Below are 15,277 nucleotides of genomic sequence, written 5' to 3'. Positions count from 1 at the left end.
ATTGCGCGTTGAACCTGACCTCGCCGGTCCATTTCGGCCGCCCGGCGCTCAGCCGCGTCAGCCCCGCCCGGCTGGGATGATCGCGCAACCGCGTCCCCGCCAGCGCCATGGCATAGCAATTGGTGCAGCCCGCATCCACGACGCTGCATCCGGTGATCGGGTTCCACGTCGCATCGGTCCACTCGATATCGGTGCGATCAGCCACGTCGATTCCCTCCGGTCAGGGGGGGAAACCGGCCCAAAATCAGGTTCACATTTCGATGCATAATCTGGAACACGAAGACACGCTTCGCTCAACGTTTGCTGGGGTGAAAATTTGGGGGTGGCGGGCCGAATATCCGCCAGTCGCGGCGGCTGGAACGTTCCGGCGCGCATGTCGTCTATGGTTTCGTGAACTACAAGACGCATGCCAAGATCAGCACGGTCGTGCGTCGCGAAGCGGGCGGGCTGGTCACATATACCCATTACGGCACCGGCAATTACCATCCGATCACCGCGCGCATCTATACCGATCTGTCACTGTTCACCTGCGATGCGGCGCTTGGTCGTGATGCGACCAAGGTTTTCAATTACTTGTCCGGGTATGTTCAACCGGAAAATCTGGAAAATCTGGCGATTTCGCCGGTGGATATGAAGGAAACGCTGCTGGCGCTGATCGCGCATGAGGCCGAACTGGCGCGTCAGGGCCGTCCGGCGGCGATCTGGGCCAAGATGAACTCTCTGATCCAGCGCGACATTATCGATGCCCTGTACGAGGCCGGAAAGGCCGGGGTCAGGATCAGTCTGATCATTCGCGGAATTTGCGGAATCAGGCCGGGAATCAGGGGATTATCTGAAAACATTCGCGTAAAGTCGATTGTTGGCCGCTATCTGGAACATTCGCGGATTGTCTGTTTCGGCAATGGTCATGCGCTGCCTTCGCGCAAGTCGCGGGTGTTTTTTTCATCGGCTGACTGGATGGGGCGGAACCTGTCGCGACGGGTGGAAACGCTGGTCGAATGCCATAACGACACGGTCAAGGCGCAGATCATCAGTCAGATCATGGCTGCGAATATGGCGGACGAGGCGCAAAGCTGGTTGCTGCAACCCGATGGCCGCTACCTGCGACATCTTCCCGAGGGACGTGAAGATCTTTTCAATTGCCATCGTTTTTTCATGGAAAATCCGTCACTATCCGGGCGTGGAACCGCTGGTGCGCGCGACGTGCCGGAACTGACCCATTCTGCGGATTGACCAACAGGTCAGTTCGCGCCATGTACGGATGCGATGCGCAAGCAAGAGGCTCAGCGATGAACGGGGTTCTTACCTCAACCGGTCAGATGGTCGAGCCTTTCGGCAGCAAGCCATTCGGAAAATTGCCAAAACGCGCCCTGTCGCGGGTTGGCGTGGTCGATGTCGGATCGAACTCTATCCGTCTGGTGGTGTTTGATGGTGCCGCGCGCTCTCCGGCCTATTTCTATAACGAAAAGGTCATGGCGGGGCTTGGGCAGGACATGGCGACGACCGGTCGGCTGAACCCCGCCGGGGTCGAGCGCGGCTTTGCCGCCCTGTCCCGATTCGCGGCGCTGGCCAAGGGAATGGGAATCGAACCGCTGACCTGCGTGGCCACCGCCGCCGTCCGCGAGGCCGGGGATGGCCCCGATTTTCAGAAACGGGTCGAACGCGAGACCGGCATCAGGATGTGGGTCATCGATGGCGAGGAAGAGGCGCGGCTGTCCGCGCAGGGGGTGCTGCTGGGCTGGCCCGAGGCGAATGGGATGGTCTGCGACATCGGCGGCAACTCAATGGAGCTGGCCGAGGTCAAGGACGGCAGGATCGGACGCCGCGCGACCTCGCAACTGGGGCCGTTCCGGCTGCAACAGGTCGAGGGTGGCAAGTCGGGCCTGCGCAAGCATATCCGCAAGATCATGGCCGATCTGGCGGAACGCATGGGCACCGGTCACGAACGGATCTATCTGGTCGGCGGATCGTGGCGGGCCATTGCGCGGCTGGACATGGAACGGCGGCAATACCCGATGACGGTGCTGCACGAATATCGCATGACGCCCGACGATGTCACGAAAACCGCCGGCTGGATCGCGGATGGCGATCTGAACCAGTTGCGCGGGCAGGTCGGGATTTCCTCGTCGCGGATGGAGCTGGTGCCGCTGGCGACGCAGGTTCTGCTGGAACTGCTTGAGACGTTCAAACCGACCGAGATGGCTGTGTCCAGCTATGGTATCCGCGAGGGGCTGCTGTACGAACACATGTCCGAACGGCTGCGCAAGCGCGATCCGCTGATCGAGGCGGCGCGGTTCACCGAACGGCAGATGGCGCGGATTCCGGGTTTCGGCAAGAAGCTGTACCAGTTCCTGCACCCGATCTTCAAGCACGCGCCGACCGGTCAGGACCGGCTGTTTCTGGCGGCCTGCCTGCTGCATGACACGACCTGGCGCGCCCATCCCGATTACCGCGCCGAGGCCTGTTTCGACAATGTGACGCGGGCGAACATGGCCGCGCTAAGCCATCCCGAACGGGTGTTTCTGGGGCTGGCGCTGCAACATCGCTACAAGAACAGTCGCGTGAACTCGCCCATGGCGCAACTGTTCACGCTGCTGTCCGATCAGGAACTGCGCGACGCCGAGATTCTGGGCAAGGCGATGCGTTTCGGCGCGATGTTCGCCATCGACGATCCCTCGGATGCGGGCCGGTTGAATTACAGCGCCAAGAAGGGCCGGCTGGAACTGAAACTGACCGAGACGGGGCGGCAACTGATGGGCGAGGTCGCCGAATCGCGCTTTCGGTCGCTGTGCAGCGCCATGGGCGTCGAGGCGGTGGTCAAATAGGACAGAAAAAACCCCGCAGGCATGACCCGCGGGGCAGTTGGCATGCTGGTGGCTGATGCTCTACAGCGCACCCGCATGGAAGGCGGTCACAACAGCCGAGTAATGGACGGCGGCACCCAGAACGACAAAGCTGTGCCAGATCGCGGTTTGAAAGCGCAGCCGCTTCCAGACGTGGAAGATCACTCCGGCCGAGTAGATCACGCCACCAACCACGATCAGCATCATCGACAGCGGCGGCAGATGGTCGGACAGCGACCCGAATTGCAGCGCGGCGGCCCAACCCAGCAGCAGATACAGCCCGATCGCGGCGCGGTCATAGCGGCCCGGAAAGACGCATTTCAGGCAGATCCCGGCCAGCGCGGCGATCCAGACCACGATCAGCATGGTGTGCAGGCGGGGATCGTCGGCGCCCTGTTGCAGGAAGGGGGTGTAGGTCGCGGCGATCAGCACGAAGATCGCCGAGTGGTCGAACCGCCGCATGATCCATTTCAGATGCGAATGCGGCAGCATGTTATAGAACAACGAGATCGACAGCGCGCCAACAAGCCCGATGCCATAGACCCATGCGGCAGTCAGCTCGGCCATGTCGCCCTGGGTTTTCGCGAAGACAACCAGAACCGAGATACCGATAACGGCCAGCACGATGCCGATACCGTGAACAATGCCGTCTGCCAGCAACTCGTAGAAGTCGTGTTGGCGTCCAAAGCTGAAGTTCGGGGACATGCCATTCACCTTCTTGTTCTTGTTGTTATAATTTGTCGATCTATGCCCCCAATATTCGCCTTTTGCGCGATTCTCTCAATTCGGGCAGACAGGCAGTTTCCGGACAATCCGGCCATATCCGAAGGGCCAACAGGGCAGCGATTCTATCCGGGCGGATGGGTCGCTGGCCTTTTGAGGATGCGGGGCCTTGCCAAATCCGCCCACAGCGTCTAATTGCACGCTCACTTCTCAGGCAGAGGAGGGCCCTTGCGGGAGAAATCCGCAAAAGGTCCACCGGTTGGGGCAATGCCCTCAGAACCTCTGCCAAGGCGCAAACCGGAAAGGAAATGGACATGGCGCTGCCCGAATTTTCCCTGCGTCAGCTTCTGGAAGCTGGCGTTCACTATGGCCACCAGACCCAACGCTGGAACCCCCGGATGGCAGAGTTCATCTATGGCGACCGCAATGGCATCCATATCATCGACCTGACCCAGACCGTCCCGATGCTGGACGCGGCGTTGCAGGTGATCCGCGATACCGTCGCCAAGGGCGGTCGCGTGCTGTTCGTCGGCACCAAGCGTCAGGCGCAGAAGGCCGTCGCCGATTCGGCCGAGAAATCGGCGCAGTTCTACATGAACCACCGCTGGCTGGGTGGCACGCTGACCAACTGGAAAACCGTGTCCCAGTCGATCAGCCGCCTGAAGGCCATCGATGAGACCATGGCCGCCGGTGCCGAGGGCATGACCAAGAAGGAACGTCTTGGGCTGGAGCGTGAGCAGTCCAAGCTGCAAGCCTCGCTTGGCGGGATCCGCGACATGGGCGGCCTGCCGGACCTGCTGTTCGTGATCGACGTGAACAAGGAAGACCTGGCCATCGCCGAGGCGAAAAAGCTGGGGATCCCGGTCGTTGCCGTGGTCGATACCAACTGCTCGCCCGCGGGCGTGGATTACATCATTCCGGGCAATGACGACGCCGCCCGCGCCATCGCGCTGTATTGCGATCTGGCCAGCCGCGCCGCTCTGGACGGGATGTCGGCCCAGATGGGCGCTGCCGGGGTCGATCTTGGCGCGCTGGCCGAGGCCCCCGAAGAGATGCTGGACGAAGGCGAAGCCGTCGCGGACGCCGCCGCCGAAGCCTGATTGCACGGGCTGAACAGCCTGCATTTACCGGATTGTCGTCAGGCGGGGATATGCCCCGCCTGACGTGTTGAACAAAGGAGACGATCATGGCTATCACCGCCGCTATGGTGAAGGAACTGCGCGAGACCACTGGCGCAGGGATGATGGACGCCAAGAAGGCGCTGACCGAAACCGATGGCGACATGGAAGCCGCCGTTGACTGGCTGCGCACCAAGGGTCTGGCCAAGGCCGCCAAGAAATCGGGCCGCGTCGCCGCCGAGGGTCTGGTCGGCGTTTCCGTCTCGGACGGTCGCGGGGTCGCCATCGAACTGAACTCGGAAACCGATTTCGTCGCCAAGAACGCCGACTTCCAGCAACTCGTCCGCGAAATCGCGGATGTCGCGCTGACCGCCGGCAAGGATATCGAGGTGCTGAAGGCCACACATCTTAACGGCCGCCCCGTCGCCGACGTCCTGACCGACGCCATCGCCCGCATCGGCGAGAACATGACGCTGCGCCGGATGCACGTTCTGGAAGGCAGCACCATTGTGTCCTATGTCCACAACGCCGCCGCCGAAGGCATGGGCAAGATCGGCGTGCTTGTTGCGCTGAACGGCCCGGCAGACAAGGCGCAAGAGGTCGGCAAGCAGATCGCCATGCATATCGCCGCGACCAATCCCGCCTCGCTGTCCGAGGCCGATCTGGATCCGGCGCTTGTCGAGCGCGAGAAAACCGTTCTGACCGAACAGGCGCGCGAATCGGGCAAGCCGGACGAGGTGATCGAAAAGATGATCGTCGGCCGGATGAAGAAATTCTTCGAGGAAGTGACCCTGCTGGGGCAGAAATTCGTCATCAATCCTGACATCACCGTCGCGCAGGCCGCGAAAGATGCGGGCGTCGAGGTGACGGGCTATGCCCGCGTCGCCGTGGGCGAGGGCATCGAAAAGAAAGAAGAGGACTTTGCCGCAGAAGTCGCCAAGACCCTGAGCGGAAACTGATTTCCCGCACAGGGTGATCGCAGAAAAGACCCGGACGCCGGCCCCGTGTGGCCGGCGTTTCGCATGCGGGGACGGGCGGGGCAGAGGTCTGGTCCTGTTTTGGGAAATCTGCCGGTGATGCGCCTGGTCATCACCGGCAGATCGAACCGGACGGTATCCGGTCGGCACCGCGGGATCCGGGCAACGGTCGGATCTTGCGGCGCTTCGTTCCTGACACGGGGTCGTGTCACCACTCACGGAACAGGTTCATTGTGGTGGAAAATACCCCCAATACGAAAGTATGGGTTTCCATACCTTAGGCTAGGTTGGTGGTTTTTTGCCGATATCGAGCTGATGGCTGAGATGCGCCTTGAGAACCGCCTGCGCCGTGCTGTTGGCGTCCAGCGTTTCTCTCGCAAGGCGCATGTGCTTTTCAACCGTGGCGCGGGTCAGCCCAAGGATCATGGCGATTTCGGCGACAGTCTTGCCTGCCGCTGCCCAGCTTAGCACCTCGCGCTGGCGGGGGGTCAGGGCGTGGCGCGGGGCGTGATGGCGCATTGCCGCGACGCGCAGATGCAACAGCCAGCTATGCCCCATCACCTCATCCTGGGTCCGGGTCCAGATCGGCGCCAGATCCTTTGCTACGGCACCTGTAAAGGGGTTCAGGAACAGAACGCCGCGTTGCCGGGTCACGCCGTCATGCAGCCCGATGATCCGCGCCGCCGCCAGCCCGCTGTCGCGCAGCAGGGCCGTCAGTTGCAGGGGGTCGCGCAGCCGGTCTGTCGATCCCAGTGCCGCAAGCGTGGTGCTGACCGAATGCGACATCCCCCATTTCACCCAGGGCGCGCTGGTGAAATCGCCATCGGTTTTGCGCATCAGGCCGTCGGGCAGGTTGGTGAACATGTCGCAGCGCGTCGCGCCGTGGCGAGGATCGACCGGACCGACGACATAGACCACGTTTTCAAACCCCAGCGACCGCATCGCACCGAAATAGCACGACGCGATTTCTGCGGCGGTTTCGGCCCCAATGAGGCTGTGAACGAAATCAGTCAACATGGCAGAGAAACGAGGGAAGGGAACGCATTTGGAAATACAAAGCATCATTTGTTTAACACAACCTAAAGCGCAACGTCACAGATTGTGACATGCGGCATCTTATCCGTTCCCTTGCCGTGCCGGATGGTGCGACATTTCCGACCGGGGTGCTGGACCTTGGGTGGCGGATCGTGCGATGGAACGGTTCCAGACCGCTGAGATCAAAGGCCCACCGCATGCCCTTCGTTATCGCCATAGACGGACCTGCGGCTGCGGGCAAAGGCACGATTGCCCGCGCTCTGGCGGGGCGATTTGGCTTTTTTCATCTTGATACGGGGCTGCTGTACCGGGCAACCGGGGTCAAGGGCGGCGATCCGGTAACGGCCGCCAGAACGTTGAACGTCAACGACTTGCGGCGTGACGACCTGCGCAGCGCCGAGGCGGGCCAGGCGGCCAGCGTTGTCGCGGCGATCCCCGAGGTGCGGGCGGCCCTGATCGAATTTCAGCGCCGCTTTGCGCGGCAGGAACCGGGTGCCGTGCTTGACGGGCGCGACATCGGAACGGTGATTTGCCCTGACGCAGAGGTCAAGCTGTATGTCGTCGCAACGGATGAGGTGCGGGCAGGGCGAAGGGCCGCCGAACTGGGCGCGGACGCGCAGGACATATTGACGCAGTTACGTGAACGTGACCGGCGCGATGCCCTTCGCGACACCGCCCCGATGAAGCCGGCAGCCGAGGCGGTGGTGATCGACACCAGCGACATGTCCATCGAGGACGCGGTCGCGACAGCCATTGCGACGGTCGAACGCGCCCTCGGCTGAACCAGAGCCACGGGTGCCGCGCCGGCGCCGGTGGCGGCACCCATCCGGCCTGTCAGACCGGATCCCAGCAGAACACGTCGGCCGAAACCTCCAGCGGGACATAGCTGCCGCGCAGGGCCGGGATGGCGTGGGTGGTAACGCTGTCGATGGTCCAGCCTTCGCCGCGCTGGACCGAGCGCAGCGGGCGCGGCTGCGAGATCAGGAAAATCTCGTTATTGCGGACCGAGAAAATCTGACCGGTCGTGTCGGCCCCCGCATCGGATGCCAGATACAGCGCCAGCGGCGCGATCTTTTCGGGGGCCATCTCTTTCATGCGGTCCACCCGTTCCTGCTGTTCGGGGCTGTCCACCTTGATCGAGGATGTCATCCTGCTCCAGGCGAAGGGGGCGATGCAGTTCGATCGGATGTTCCAGCGCTTCAGGTCCAGCGCGATGGATTTCGACAGCGCGGCTACCCCCAGCTTGGCGGCGGAATAATTCGCCTGCGCCAGATTTCCGATCAGCCCCGAGGTCGATGTCATGTGGATCAGGCTGCCCGAGTTCTGGTCGCGCATGACATCGGCGGCGGCGCGGCTGACATTGAAGCTGCCGTAAAGGTGGACCCTGATCACGGCGTCGAAATCTTCAAAGCTCATCTTGTGGAAAAAGCAGTCGCGCAGGATGCCGGCATTGTTGACCACCGCGTCAAGGCGGCCAAAGGCATCCGTCGCCTGGCGCACCATGGCGCGCGCGCCGTCGGGGTTGGACACGTCGTCGCCATTCGCCACGGCGCGGCCTCCGGCCTGTTCGATGGCGGCGACGGTTCCTTCGGCTGCGGCGCTGGCCTCGCGGCGGCCGTCCAGCGTGGCGCCAAGGTCGTTGACGACGACCGCCGCGCCCGCGCGTGCTGCCTCGGTCGCGATGGCGCGGCCGATGCCGCCGCCCGCGCCGGTGACAAGAACGACTTTTCCGTCAAGGGGTTTCGCCTGGGACATGATTCCTCCGGGATGTGTCAGGTGTTGGTGCGGGCAAAGATGCCGCGTTCGATCTGTCGGGCGGTGTCGGCCAGCGCGGTTGTGACAAGGGCAAGGCTGACCTCGTCATGCTGGCCGGTGATGGTGATGCTGCTGAGGCCAAGGCGCGGCGTGCCGCCCGCGTCGCAGGCCAGCGCGGCAACCATGTCGAGGCCGCGGAACAGGCTTCCCCGGTCGCGCGCCGTGCCGCTGTCGCGGGCGGCGGTCACATCGTTCCAATAGGCGTCGAACCCCGGCGCGGATTGCCAGCGGACGCTGTCGTAACCCGCGCGGGTCGCAGCCTGATCCAGCCGCAGCGCCGCTGCGTAACAGCGCCCGATGGCTCCGGCAAAGACCGGCAGGCGACTGTTGGACGCGATCACCGCCTGCACGATGCGCGCGGCGGCAAAGCTGTCGATCAGCACGATCCGCTGGCCCGCCGTGATCTGCCACAGGGCGATCATCACCTGATGCTCGGCGGCGATTTCATTCAGCGCCGGGCGGATCAGGTCGGCGGGATTCGCCCCCAGCAAGGGCGCGGCGATTTCCATCATCCCCATGCCGATGCGATAGGTCTTGGCCTCGGGGTCGAAGCTGAGGAGCCCCTCATGCGCCAGGGTGCGCAGGATGTTGAAAGCGGATGAGACGTTCAGCCCGGTTTCGCGCGCGATCTGCGTCGCCCCAAGGGGCGCGCCGCGCACCGCCAGCAACCGCAGGATCAGCGTCGCGTTCTGCACGGCGGGAACGAATTTCGGGTTTTGATCGTCGGCCAAATCATTTTCCTTGCAGAACGCAATTTAATATACAGAATAGATTACGGGTGGCAAGTGCCCTGATTCCGGTGCCCGGCAAGAGGAGATGACGATGGCGGCAGGTGTGGATGCGGATGTGTTTCAGCAACTTCTGGACACGGTCGGGCGCTTTGCGCGCGAAAGGCTGATCCCGGCCGAAAAGCAGGTCGAGGCGGAAAACGACATTCCCCAGGGGATCATCACTGAGATGAAGGAACTGGGCCTCTTTGGGCTGTCCACGCCCGAGGAATTTGGCGGCATCGGCGTCAATGTCGCGCAAGAGGCGCGGCTGATCGAGGCGCTGTGCTATGCCTCGCTGGCTTTCCGTTCGCTGATCGGCACGAATGTCGGAATCGGCTCGCAGGGGATCGTGATGGACGGCACTGCGCAGCAGAAACAGGACTGGCTGCCAGGCATCGCCAGCGGCGACATCATCGCCTCTTTCGCGCTGACCGAGCCTGACAACGGCTCGGACGCGGCGGGGATCCGGACCTCGGCGCGACGCGACGGGTCGGATTTCGTGCTGAACGGCACCAAACGCTATATCACCAATGCCGTGCGGGCCGGGGTGTTCACCGTCTTTGCGCGCACAGACCCGGACAAGCCGGGCGCAGATGGCGTGTCGGCCTTCATCGTGCCCGCCGATACGCCGGGCATCACTGTGGCGAAACCCGATGACAAGCTGGGCCAGCGCGGCACCAAGACCTCGGATGTGATCTTCGAGGATGCGCGCATCCCCGAAAGCGCGATCATCGGCGGGCCGGACCGCCTGAATCAGGGGTTCCGTACCGCGATGAAGGTGCTGGACCGGGGCCGTATCCATGTCAGCGCGATGGCGGTGGGGCAGGGCCAGAGGATGCTGGACATCGCCACCGATTACGCACTGGAACGCAAGCAATTTGGCAAACCTATCGGCGAGCATCAGCTTGTGCAGGGGCTGCTGGCCGATTGTCAGGCCGAACTGCATGCCGCCCGCGCCCTTGTCCGCGCCAGCGCCGATACGTTCGACCGCGAGGGCAAGGCGATCCTTGAGGCATCCTGTTCCAAATATTTCTGCACCGAGGCTGCGGGCCGCATCGCCGACAGGGCGCTGCAAATCCATGGCGGGGCGGGCTATATGGCCGAATACGATATTGAACGCCTGTATCGCGACATCCGCCTGCTGCGGATTTACGAGGGGACCAGCCAGATCCAGCAGCTTGTCATCGCGCGGCGCACGCTGGCGCAGCGGGCGGGGTGATCCGATGACACAGGCAGACAGCACCGCGCCCTGCGGCCCTCAGGCAACCTGGCTGCGCCATCTGGCCGAAGGGCGGTTCATGATCCAGCGGTCGCGCGGCACCGGCGAATATGTGTTTTATCCGCGCGTGGCCGCGCCCTCGGGGGCGACCGATCTGGAATGGGTGGCGGCGCGGGGCACCGGCACTGTTCATGCCATCACCGTCAGCCGCGCCCGCAGTGGCGATTTCAACGTCGCGCTGATCGACCTTGACGAGGGCGTGCGCATGATGTCCACCCTGCCGCTGGTCGAGACTGCGCCCATCGGTGCCCGCGTCAGGGCGCGGATCGAGGATGTGCCGGACGGGCCGCGCGTTGTCTTTGACCTGATGGGTGACGAGGTGGCGGCATGACCGGCCTGCGCGGCAAGACCGCCATCGTGGGCATGGCGACGGCCGGCATGGGCGAGGCACCGGGCTTTTCCGCGATCGAGCTTTTGGGACAGGCGGCAGTGGCGGCGGTGGCCGATGCCGGGCTGAAGATGCAGGACATTGATGCGGTCTTTGCCGCGACCAGCACCCATGCCTATCCAAGCATGAGCGTGATCGAATATCTGCGCCTGAATCCCCGCTTTTTCGATGGTACCAATGTCGGCGGCTCCAGCTTCGAGGCGCATCTGTTGCAGGCCACGCTGGCGCTGGAGGCGGGGCTGTGCGATGCGGCGCTGATCTGCTACGGCTCGAACCAGCGGACGGCGGGCGGGCGGCTGGTGTCGCTGTCAGAACCGCAATGGCACGAAACGCCCTATCGTCCGCGCCATCCGATTACCGCCTATGGGCTGGCCGCCAGCCGGCACATGGCGCAGTTCGGCACCACGCGCGACCAGCTTGCCGATGTGGCGCTGGCGGCGCGGGAATGGGCGAATCTGAACCCCGCAGCCTTTGCACGCGGTCCGCTGAGCCGCGATCAGGTTCTGTCGGCGCGGATGATCTCGGATCCGCTGACCACGGCGGATTGCTGCCTTGTGACCGACGGAGCGGCGGCGGTGGTGCTGACGCGGGCCGACCGGGCGCGCGACCTGCCGGGCAAGCCGGTCTATTTTCTGGGCGCGGGCGTGGCCAATACCCACCGTTCGATCACCGAAATGCCCGACCTGACCACGACCTGCGCCACTGACAGCAGCGCGCGGGCCTTTCAAATGGCCGGGGTCGGACGGGACGAGGTTGATCTGGTGATGCTGTATGACGCCTTTACCATCAATACGATCCTGTTTCTTGAAGATCTGGGCTTTTGTCCCAAGGGCGAGGGCGGGCGCTTTGTCGGCGATGGACGCATCGCGCCGGGTGGCGGGCTGGCCGTGAACACCAATGGGGGCGGGCTGTCCTGCGTGCATCCGGGCATGTACGGTCTGTTCCTGATCGCCGAAGCCGTGACCCAGATCAGGGGCGAGGCGGGCGCGCGGCAAATCGGCGGCTGCGACCTTGCGCTGTGCCACGGCAATGGCGGCACGCTGTCCAGCCAGTGTACGGCCATCCTTGGCAGCGAGGCCGCATTGTAACCGGCAGGAAGGGTAAGGCCATGACCATCGACCATGATCACCTGTTGAATTTCGACATCCCCGAGGTCCGGCACAGTTATGACCCCGGCTATACCGCCCGCTATGCCCTGTCCGTCGGGATTGGGCAGGATCCGCAGGATCTGCGGCAGTTGCGCTATGTCGGCGGGCTGGCCGATGACATCCGCGTCATGCCTGCCATCGTCAATGTGCTGGGGCATCCGGGCTTCTGGCTGAGCAATCCGGCCACCGGGGTCGATGCGCTGAAGGTCGTCCATGGGGAACAGGGCTTTTCCATCCATCGGCCGATCCCGACCGCAGGGACCGTTCTGGCCAAGACCCGCGTGACCGGGCTGATCGACAAAGGCGAGGGCAAGGGCGCGCTGCTGTATTACGAGAAACTGATCCGCGCGGCGGATACCGGGGAATTGCTGGCGACTTGCCGGGGCACCACCTTTTTGCGCGGAGATGGTGGCTTTGGCGGCCCTTCGGGTCCGGCCAGGCCACCGCATCAGATACCCGAGACACCGCCCGATCATGTCTTTGACACGCCCACCCGCCCCGAACAGGCGCTGTATTACCGCTGGAACGGCGATCCCAACCCGCTGCATCTGGATCCGCGCGTCGCTGCAAGGGCCGGGTATGACAGGCCGATCCTGCACGGGCTATGCAGCTTTGGCTGTGCGGCCCATGCGCTGCTGGCGGTATTGTGCGATTACGACGCGGCTCGCTTTGGCGCGATGGATGGCCGCTTTACGGCGCATGTGTTTCCGGGCGAAACCCTGCGGACGGAAATCTGGGCCGACGGCTCGTTCCGGACCCGCGCGGTCGAACGTGACAGGATCGTGATCGGGAATGGCAGGTTCCGCTTGCAGGAGGGCAGATGAACATTCTTACCGAAACTGACGGCGACGGCCTGCTGGTCGTGACCCTGAACGACCCCGCGCGGCGCAATCCGGTCGGTCATGCCATGCGCCACGCGCTGTTGCAGGCCCTGACCGCCGCCGAGGCGGATGATGCCGTCCGCGCGGTGGTGCTGACCGGCGCGGGCGGGCATTTTTCGTCCGGCGGCGATATAGCCGATCAGTCCGAACGCAGCCTGTCGCGTCAGCGTGACCGGATGGCAACCGTGCGCGACCTGATGCTGCGCATGGTGCGCTTTTCCAAGCCGCTGGCGGCTGCGGTCGAGGGTTGGGCGGTCGGCGGCGGGCTGTCCCTGGCGATGGCCTGCCCGATCGTGGTGGCCTCGGGCGAGGCGCGTTTTGTTTCGGGGTTCAACCGGATCGGGCTGGTGCCCGATATGGGTCTGCTGGCCACGCTGCCGTTGCGGATCGGTCCGGCGCGGGCGCGGCGACTGCTGCTGTCGAACCGGGTGGTCGAGGCGGATGAGGCGCTGGCAACGGGCCTGGCGGACGAGCTGGCCCAACCCGGTCAGGCGCAGGCGCTGGCCGGCAAGCTGGCCTTGGCCGAGGCCGCCATCGCGCCTCTGGCGCGTCAGTTCACCATCGACTGGTTCGCCCGCGACGTCGCTTCGGCGCTTGAATACGAACAGCAAATCCAGCCCATCCTGCTGAACAGCGCCGATGCCATAGAGGGCCGCGCGGCCTTTCACGACAAGCGCCAGCCCCGGTTTCAGGGCCGCTGAGCAGCGCGGAAGCCGGGCAAGAGGCCGGGGGACAGCACGAGGTCTTTTTCCCAACGCCCGACCGGCAGACCCTGCCCGGCCCCAATTGCGCCAGCCCTTGCCCGCGTTACGGGTTCTCTGACGGCACCGCCGGATGATTTGCGTCCCGCGATGGCCGGGGGCGTTGCCCCCCGGACCCCCCGCCGCCCGCATGACGGATATTATAGCTGACGGAAGCCAATTTGATCATCAAATTGGCGCAGCATCAGCGTAAAATCAGGAAGTTAAAGCCTGACAACAGGATCAGATCACCCTACACGACTCGCCTGCTTTTCCGGCTCAGCGCCGGCATATCCATCCATGGCCGCATCGCGTTTCCCGGATCATGCCGCAGTCGGTTTCGCAGGGCGTCGAAGCCGATGTGGAACCATGATTTGGCGGCGTATCCGTGGGCCTTGCGTGGCTGTTTTGCCCGTCCGATGACAGCGGTGCCGATCTTTGAACTCCAGGCCATGGCGATGGCGATGATCGCCATCAGCAAGGCCAGTTTCCGGGGGCTGGTGATGCGGGTGTCTTCAAGGTTCAGCCCGCGGGTTTTGGCGTCCGCGAACAGGCACTCGATGCTCCAGCGTTTGCGATAGAGGGTCAGCGCGTGATGGGCGTCCCGGCTGGCGGCGACGATCAGCAACTCGCCGCCCTTGAGGCGCTTTGCGGCAAAGCCGAGCGTCAGTGGTTCCTCGCCCTTCCGGCCCGGCAGCGCGGCGGTGAAACTCCGGGCGCTGCGGGTCTTTTGCAGCAGGGTCGAGAGCCGCAAGCGCTGGCCGCCCTCGGCGATCACCACCATGTTGGCCTTCAGACGGATGGGGAAGGGGATATTGTTTTTCTTGAGAAATCTCAGCCATTCGTCGCCGATGAACTCGCGATCAGCAAGCAGCATCTCCACCGATCCGGCACCGAAGATCGCCAGGTAACGCTTCATCAGTGCGGATCGCGCGCGGCGGTTGGGGAATTGCCCGGCCCATCCATCAGGCTCCACATCAGCGGCACCCGGTGGCGGCGCGTCGACCTGCGCCAGCACGAGGATATTCACATGCCTCACACCGACCTGCCAGTTGGTCCGATCCAGGCATAGCAGCCACGGCCCGCGCACCCCCAGCAGCGCCACGATCAGCCTCGCCGCCCAGTCGTCGGGTGCGGCAACGTGCTGGAAAAACCGTTGCAGGCGGCGGTAGGTCGAGGCGATCTTCACCTGTGATCCGCGTTCGCTGGCGATATGGCTCAGGTTCACCGTCAAGGGTATCGCATGAATAACGCCATCTGATTCGCCACGGCGTTCTGTTTCTGATTCAGTTCCCCTCGACCGTATGTTCGGAGGGATGCTTTATTGGAGAACGCCGTTTCTTTTCAGTCTTCTATCTCGCAGATCACCGATCCGAGGCAGCAGGCGAAGGTGGTTCACCGGCTGGATGAGATATTGCTCTTGTGCCTGTGCGCGGTGATATCGGGCAGCGAGAGCTTCGTCGATATCGCCGAATACGGCGAGGAGAAGCTGGACTTTCTGCGGACGCTTGCCCCGTTCGCGCATGGGATCCCCTCGCATGACACGCTGTCGGCGGTATT

16 protein-coding genes and 1 pseudogene are annotated in these 15,277 nt (G+C 63.7%); 11 read left to right on the top strand and 6 right to left on the bottom strand.

Annotation, left to right across the window (positions count from 1 at the left end):
* Positions 1–205 (bottom strand): DUF5131 family protein (locus ACK5L9_RS19485; RefSeq protein WP_416913115.1); only part of this gene is annotated, 205 nt, incomplete at its 3' end.
* 128 nt (positions 206–333) lie between these two features.
* Between ACK5L9_RS19485 and ACK5L9_RS19480 the strand changes: the two are divergent.
* Both ACK5L9_RS19480 and ACK5L9_RS19475 read left to right on the top strand, forming a co-directional pair.
* Positions 334–1,233: pseudogene (locus tag ACK5L9_RS19480) on the top strand (RNA degradosome polyphosphate kinase); the annotation flags it as partial.
* 56 nt (positions 1,234–1,289) lie between these two features.
* Complete coding sequence (locus ACK5L9_RS19475) at positions 1,290–2,825, top strand: Ppx/GppA family phosphatase (protein WP_416913114.1); 1,536 nt, start codon at positions 1,290–1,292, stop codon at positions 2,823–2,825.
* Positions 2,826–2,885: 60 nt separating this feature from the next.
* On the opposite strand, the gene trhA is transcribed toward ACK5L9_RS19475, so the two are convergent.
* On the bottom strand, positions 2,886–3,548 hold the full coding sequence (gene trhA / locus ACK5L9_RS19470) for a PAQR family membrane homeostasis protein TrhA (RefSeq protein ID WP_416913113.1): 663 nt from the start codon (positions 3,546–3,548) through the stop codon (positions 2,886–2,888).
* Between the two features lie 326 nt (positions 3,549–3,874).
* Here trhA and rpsB point away from each other — a divergent pair, with 326 nt between their 5' ends.
* Together rpsB and tsf are read left to right on the top strand one after the other, a co-directional pair.
* A complete protein-coding gene (gene rpsB / locus ACK5L9_RS19465; protein ID WP_416913112.1) occupies positions 3,875–4,666 on the top strand; it encodes a 30S ribosomal protein S2 in 792 nt (263 codons plus the stop codon).
* An 86-nt stretch (positions 4,667–4,752) separates the two neighbouring features.
* Complete coding sequence (gene tsf / locus ACK5L9_RS19460) at positions 4,753–5,643, top strand: translation elongation factor Ts (RefSeq protein WP_416913111.1); 891 nt, start codon at positions 4,753–4,755, stop codon at positions 5,641–5,643.
* Between the two features lie 300 nt (positions 5,644–5,943).
* On the opposite strand, the gene ACK5L9_RS19455 is transcribed toward tsf, so the two are convergent.
* Positions 5,944–6,678: a helix-turn-helix transcriptional regulator gene (locus ACK5L9_RS19455; protein ID WP_416913110.1), complete on the bottom strand. Its 735-nt coding sequence runs from the start codon at positions 6,676–6,678 to the stop codon at positions 5,944–5,946.
* 215 nt (positions 6,679–6,893) lie between these two features.
* On the opposite strand from ACK5L9_RS19455, the gene ACK5L9_RS19450 reads away from it, so the two are divergent.
* Positions 6,894–7,478: a (d)CMP kinase gene (locus ACK5L9_RS19450; protein WP_416913117.1), complete on the top strand. Its 585-nt coding sequence runs from the start codon at positions 6,894–6,896 to the stop codon at positions 7,476–7,478.
* Positions 7,479–7,530: 52 nt separating this feature from the next.
* Here ACK5L9_RS19450 and ACK5L9_RS19445 read toward each other — a convergent pair whose 3' ends face one another.
* Positions 7,531–8,451, bottom strand: a complete 921-nt coding sequence (locus tag ACK5L9_RS19445; RefSeq protein ID WP_416913109.1) for an SDR family NAD(P)-dependent oxidoreductase — start codon at positions 8,449–8,451, stop codon at positions 7,531–7,533.
* Positions 8,452–8,468: 17 nt separating this feature from the next.
* The gene (locus tag ACK5L9_RS19440; protein ID WP_416913108.1) at positions 8,469–9,242 is read right to left on the bottom strand and encodes an IclR family transcriptional regulator; all 774 of its coding nucleotides are present in this window, start codon (positions 9,240–9,242) and stop codon (positions 8,469–8,471) included.
* 91 nt (positions 9,243–9,333) lie between these two features.
* Here ACK5L9_RS19440 and ACK5L9_RS19435 point away from each other — a divergent pair, with 91 nt between their 5' ends.
* The 5 genes from ACK5L9_RS19435 to ACK5L9_RS19415 are packed head-to-tail and all read left to right on the top strand — an operon-like array spanning position 9,334 to position 13,678.
* The gene (locus ACK5L9_RS19435; RefSeq protein ID WP_416913107.1) at positions 9,334–10,500 is read left to right on the top strand and encodes an acyl-CoA dehydrogenase family protein; all 1,167 of its coding nucleotides are present in this window, start codon (positions 9,334–9,336) and stop codon (positions 10,498–10,500) included.
* Positions 10,501–10,504: 4 nt separating this feature from the next.
* Positions 10,505–10,891, top strand: coding sequence for a Zn-ribbon domain-containing OB-fold protein (locus ACK5L9_RS19430; RefSeq protein WP_416913106.1), 387 nt, complete (start codon positions 10,505–10,507; stop codon positions 10,889–10,891).
* A complete protein-coding gene (locus ACK5L9_RS19425; RefSeq protein WP_416913105.1) occupies positions 10,888–12,036 on the top strand; it encodes a thiolase in 1,149 nt (382 codons plus the stop codon). The genes ACK5L9_RS19430 and ACK5L9_RS19425 overlap by 4 nt, the downstream gene beginning before the upstream one ends.
* Before the next feature lie 20 nt (positions 12,037–12,056).
* Positions 12,057–12,920 (top strand): MaoC/PaaZ C-terminal domain-containing protein, encoded by an 864-nt coding sequence (locus ACK5L9_RS19420; RefSeq protein ID WP_416913104.1) that lies wholly within the window; start codon positions 12,057–12,059, stop codon positions 12,918–12,920.
* The gene (locus tag ACK5L9_RS19415) at positions 12,917–13,678 is read left to right on the top strand and encodes an enoyl-CoA hydratase/isomerase family protein (protein ID WP_416913103.1); all 762 of its coding nucleotides are present in this window, start codon (positions 12,917–12,919) and stop codon (positions 13,676–13,678) included. The genes ACK5L9_RS19420 and ACK5L9_RS19415 overlap by 4 nt, the downstream gene beginning before the upstream one ends.
* 292 nt (positions 13,679–13,970) lie before the next feature.
* Here ACK5L9_RS19415 and ACK5L9_RS19410 read toward each other — a convergent pair whose 3' ends face one another.
* Complete coding sequence (locus ACK5L9_RS19410; protein ID WP_416913116.1) at positions 13,971–14,945, bottom strand: IS4 family transposase; 975 nt, start codon at positions 14,943–14,945, stop codon at positions 13,971–13,973.
* 96 nt (positions 14,946–15,041) lie between these two features.
* On the opposite strand from ACK5L9_RS19410, the gene ACK5L9_RS19405 reads away from it, so the two are divergent.
* On the top strand, positions 15,042–15,277 hold a 236-nt coding region (locus ACK5L9_RS19405; protein WP_416913102.1), incomplete at its 3' end, for a transposase family protein.

Origin of the sequence: Paracoccus sp. (in: a-proteobacteria), from assembly GCF_047973135.1 — a bacterium.
Taxonomy (GTDB): domain Bacteria; phylum Pseudomonadota; class Alphaproteobacteria; order Rhodobacterales; family Rhodobacteraceae; genus Paracoccus.
Note: the sequence above shows the minus strand (reverse complement) of the source record. Positions and strands in the feature narration are given on the sequence as shown.